5 protein-coding genes are annotated in these 4,738 nt (G+C 35.3%); 2 read left to right on the top strand and 3 right to left on the bottom strand.

Annotated elements, in window-relative coordinates; all coding sequences use genetic code 11:
• Positions 1-113: 113 nt before the first annotated feature.
• A complete protein-coding gene (locus RH85_RS03055; protein WP_006710722.1) occupies positions 114-443 on the top strand; it encodes a helix-turn-helix domain-containing protein in 330 nt (109 codons plus the stop codon).
• Positions 444-565: 122 nt separating this feature from the next.
• Here the strand turns inward: RH85_RS03055 and RH85_RS03060 are convergent, their stop codons facing one another.
• The 3 genes from RH85_RS03060 to RH85_RS23600 form a co-directional block, all read right to left on the bottom strand.
• The gene (locus RH85_RS03060) at positions 566-1,582 is read right to left on the bottom strand and encodes a ParB family protein (protein ID WP_006710723.1); all 1,017 of its coding nucleotides are present in this window, start codon (positions 1,580-1,582) and stop codon (positions 566-568) included.
• Positions 1,579-2,835 (bottom strand): ParA family protein, encoded by a 1,257-nt coding sequence (locus tag RH85_RS03065; RefSeq protein ID WP_006710724.1) that lies wholly within the window; start codon positions 2,833-2,835, stop codon positions 1,579-1,581. The genes RH85_RS03060 and RH85_RS03065 overlap by 4 nt, the downstream gene beginning before the upstream one ends.
• 229 nt (positions 2,836-3,064) lie before the next feature.
• Positions 3,065-3,187 (bottom strand): hypothetical protein, encoded by a 123-nt coding sequence (locus RH85_RS23600; RefSeq protein WP_277422392.1) that lies wholly within the window; start codon positions 3,185-3,187, stop codon positions 3,065-3,067.
• A gap of 256 nt (positions 3,188-3,443) precedes the next feature.
• On the opposite strand from RH85_RS23600, the gene RH85_RS22025 reads away from it, so the two are divergent.
• On the top strand, positions 3,444-4,439 hold the full coding sequence (locus RH85_RS22025) for a RepB family plasmid replication initiator protein (RefSeq protein ID WP_006710725.1): 996 nt from the start codon (positions 3,444-3,446) through the stop codon (positions 4,437-4,439).
• The last annotated feature ends 299 nt before the right edge of the window (positions 4,440-4,738 follow it).

A 4,738-nucleotide genomic window follows, 5' to 3' on the forward strand; every position in this document is an offset into this window, starting at 1 on the left:
AGTTTCATTCTAATTTAATTAACCGAAGTGATCAACATGTAGCGCTATGCGTACCACATGTAGCACTTATAGAAAGGACGAAAACATCATAAAATCGCTAAATCTCAGAGAATATGAGCTATCCTAAAATCAAGATGACATTGATCGAACAAACCATCACTAATGCAATAAAATCCAGCGGTTTTAGTAACTATGAAATAGCAAATAGATTGAATGTTTCACGTTCACTGGTTGGTAGGTGGCGAAATACAGGTAAAATTTCTGTCGAAAAACTCGGAGCTTTGTGTGATCTGCTTAATTTAGATGCAAATAAACTGCTTCAATCATCATATAAACAAGAGGCGGATTTACCTCAATTGAAACAAGAAATCATTCAATTGGTAAGGTGTCACTCGGAAGAAAGCGATTATTTATTAAAAGCAACCAAAAAATTACTTTCATAAAATATGCCCTGGTATAGCTCAATGTGCAGAGCTATACCAGAAAAAGAAGAATGTTTAACTTTGAGTATATATTTTATATATGGTAACTAATAAACCATCTACGCTCTATTGCATTATGAAATTTACTGCAACTTCCGCATGATTAGCTCTTCAATATCTTCAATTAAATCACTATTAATACGACCAAACTCGAACCTGACACTTTCCCCGTTAGCACTAATACTTTTTCGAGCAAATTTATTCTTTTGCTCAAATTGAACTAGATCGTTTGTATGCCATTTTGATGTTTTTTTCAATCGAGCTTTAAAAGCAAGCGCTTCCATCACTGTTAATATTTGTTGCTGAATATCAACAGTGTTTTCCATTTCTTTTATATTGTTAAGTTCTGGAGAGGATTCGACCTCTTGAATAAATAAGTCAATACTAACACTATTTTTTTTCAGGTGTTTTTCTATTTTAGCCAATTTTGGATATATAGCGTTTTGAACTCCTTCATAATCAGGCAATATCTTTAACAAGCGCATATCAATATGAAAGGCTTGTAAGGCTTTCCTAAGAGTCTCTCGCCCAACGGATAGTAACTCACTCAGTTCTTCGTTGGTCATGGAATCAATTTTATCGGTAAGTTCTAATGCTTCTTTCCAATAGGCTTCACCTCGTTCACGTAATGAATGTTTCTTTTTGTCACTAGCATCTGCAATAAGACGACGAATATCTTTATTCGTAGCACTTTTCGCAGGTAACACCCAAATAGGATAACATTGCTCTGTTTTTATTGCACAGTAGCGTCGAACACTTCCTTCTATTATAAGGATTTTAGATTCATCGTCTGACCAAATCCCTAAGCAATCGGTATCAATACCATTTTTACTAATAGATTCAAGTGTATTCTTAACTGAGATATCATCTAAAGCATCTTGGTTTCTGGGATTTAATGGATGAATTTCTGTTTCTAACAATATATTTTCTGAATTTATAACCCTAAGTGATGCTGGAACAACACCACCCTCAAGTCTAAATGTTTTAGGTTTGGAAGAAATTTTACTACCTAAGTTATTTGTTTGATTTACTTTACCAATTTCTTTTTTTCCTAAAAGTGTATTCTTATCAACTTGTCTTCCCCAAGAGTTCTTATTCATGAAACAACCTCACTCTTAACAGAAACGCTTTTTACTTCACGAATAAACTGACGGTAGACTGAATTAATCGAAGTTATTGTTTCATCATGTTTTTTGTTGCTAACTCTTTTTTCAGTTTTGGCTATATCAAGTGCGGTACGATTTAATTCTGCCGCGGTAACAACTAAATCAGAATGAATTATGTATGATGACATAAGTCTATCTTGGACAGTGCGACTTAATTTATCAACTACGTCTCGCTCAGGCTTACTCTTTTCATCATGGTTGACGACTAATATTCTACTCCAAAGCAGATTGTTCCCTTTTGAAGGAAGGCTTTTAAAACGAGTAGTGGTTGTCATAAGATAGTTTGTGGTTGATGCAAAGTCATATTCCCGTGGAGAAATAGGAACTAATAGGCAATCGAGAGCTTCGTTTGCCACCCAAATTAAAGGTGATTCTTGAGGAGGAGTATCAATAAAAATAAGATCGTATTTTTCTTTAAGAATAGGCACTATTTCTTGAGCAAATCGGCATACAAGTTCTGTTTTTAATTCGTCGGACTCAGCTTGCCAAAAAAGATCATGAAATCGTTCGTCTGTAGCAAAGGCTGGCATAACATCAAGATTAGGAAGATGTGTGTTAAATGGCGAATTTAAGATAATTTCTCTATCAGTATATCCTTGTGAAATTAAGTCTGAATAATCACCACTATTCTCAAATTTACCTAAAATTATGTCTACAGCAGTAAGATAGAAGGCATCACTATCTACATTAGTGATCATACCTTGTCCAAGAGTTCCTTGTGGGTCAAGATCGATTAATAAAACCTTAGCATTTGCATCTAAGTCAAGAGCAGCGGCTACAGATAATGTAGAGCTTGTTGTTGACTTTCCGGTTCCGCCCTTTTGGTTTTCAATAGCAATTACGCGAGAGTGGTACGTATCTCTATACTTTGGCATATCCCAGTATTCCATAAGGGTTAAAATATGATCTCGCGTGAATAAATGCTGCTTGTTTTGATAAATAGGCTCTTGAATTATGTGTTCATCAATAGATTTTTGAATTTTATTTTGAAAGGTAATAGGAGAAAGCCGAGTAAGTTCTCGAAAAGCTTTTTTATTAAGACAGTGATTGTAAATTAGGCGATCCATGCCATCTACTTCTTTATCAGAAACTTCAACTGATGTTTGTTGAGCGATTAGTTCCCTGTGGTTTAACTGCTCTTTTTTCATGTTTTCTGCTATTTGGTTCAATTTGTCTACTTCGTTCATTGTACAGTCCTCAATGTTAGTATTCTTTTATAATAATGAAGACCTGAAACAATTACAAGAAAATAAACCGCAAATCGTTTCAGTGAGTTGTTACCGTTTACCTTTATTTCCACTTTGTCTTGTTATACACATTATCCATACACTTTTTAATAATCTTTTTGATCTTTAATCTTTGATCTTTTTAAGATCTTTTTAGGTGGGAATAATCCTTTTATATCATATGTTTACATTACCTTTCCGTGACGAATTTACCTTCCGGAGTGACAGGTTTACTCAACTCTGCGACAAATACACCTTTTATCGTGACGGATTTACCATCTATCGTGACAAATTTACCTATTCTTCGTGACAAATTTACTGTTCTTTTTGGGGGTATTGTGGAAAACCAAAGGATTTAGAAAAAATGACCCAGCGTCTACTAAACACCCTTGTCTAGCGACAATTAGAAGTTGAAAATTAGTCCTAGCCCTAGATTTAACGCAAACGTTTACGTGGCTAAAGCAGTAAGAGTCTTGCTCTGTCAAGAAGTTACTCCCAGTAGCCCGTCCCTATAGGGCAAGGCTCTAATATAAATTTTAGGAAAGTGGATCAAATTTTCTTGTAGCATTATGGATTTAGCTATAGGTTCTTTTTTTTTTATTGATATCGTGACACAACTTTCTTGTTGTCACGGTTTTACGGTAATTATGTCACGACAAAAACATATCATATCAAAGCAGGAGCTTATTCTTCGTCAATCTAACGCTCTTACAACGGCTGCTTATAGCCTAAGTCGTTCAGAGAAAAGAGTTGTTTATTTGGCCTTACAACAATGCCTAAAAATGAAAATTGATTATGAGACTGTAAGGTGGGGCGAAGTTGCTATTGATATTCATACTTCTGATTATCTGAGGGAATTTACTACAGATAACGCCAGCAAAGAAATTAGAGCTGCTGCTGAGAGTATTGTTAAACGGGAAGTGGTTTTTTTTGAACCAGAAGAGAGCACTGAAAGCGAAAAGGCACTTACTGCGATATCATGGGTCAACGGGCGTACTCATAGACCTAAACGTGGTGTTACTACATTTTATTTTAACGCTAAATTACTAAAAACTATTTTGGCTATAAAAAGTGATTTCACACGATATCTTATCAGTGCAGGGGAACTTACATCTCCTTATAGTATGCGTCTATATGAAAGTTTGATGCAATATAACTCACTGAAAAAAGCTAGATTTTCAGTAAGCTGGATCTTGGAACGCTACGAACTACCAACCTCTTATCAACGAATGAGTGATTTTAGGCGCCGTTTTTTAAAACCTGCGATTGAGGAAATTTCGCATACGACGGATATTTATGATCTTAGTTTCGAAGAATCGCAACGTAATGGTGAGAGATTCCTCACCTTTACATGGAAAACTCATGGAGAAAAATTTAAAGATAAAAAGCATAAAGAATTGACCGTTCTTGAGCACGCTCATCTTATTCATGCAAAAATTATTGCTCAAGAAGATGTTAATGTCGATGAGCTATTGATTTTGAAAAACAATATGGCTGACCTAATGCTTAATGGAGAAATAATCTGTGATCTCGCATTAGTCTTAATCCGCGAAAAACTATCGTGACACTTTTACTTGAAGTTAGGTAAAACTGTCACGATAGGAGTGCGAATTGGTAAAAACATTTAAAGGTCATTAATAATCGTGACACTTTTACCTAAGCAAACGTAGTTTTGTCACGATTATTAATTATGGGGCAACTTTAATTCCAATACCTGCAAACCCTTTCTGGATAAGCTTTTAACGGACTCTTCTACTAAAATACAAGGGGGTTGTTCCCGGAAAAACCAGCACAGCTGGTTGCATTTACCCTTTCTGGATAGGGCTTTTCCCTTGGGAAAACCCTTCCCTTGATAACCCTTTCC

Origin of the sequence: Vibrio ichthyoenteri ATCC 700023, assembly GCF_000222605.1 — a bacterium.
Taxonomy (GTDB): Bacteria; Pseudomonadota; Gammaproteobacteria; order Enterobacterales; family Vibrionaceae; genus Vibrio; species Vibrio ichthyoenteri.

Coding starts and splice junctions, on each gene's coding strand:
- RH85_RS03060 (WP_006710723.1), bottom strand. CDS start 1,582: ATGAATAAGAACTCTTGGGGAAGACAAGTTGATAAGAATACACTTTTA.
- RH85_RS22025 (WP_006710725.1), top strand. CDS start 3,444: ATGGATTTAGCTATAGGTTCTTTTTTTTTTATTGATATCGTGACACAA.
- RH85_RS03055 (WP_006710722.1), top strand. CDS start 114: ATGAGCTATCCTAAAATCAAGATGACATTGATCGAACAAACCATCACT.
- RH85_RS03065 (WP_006710724.1), bottom strand. CDS start 2,835: ATGAACGAAGTAGACAAATTGAACCAAATAGCAGAAAACATGAAAAAA.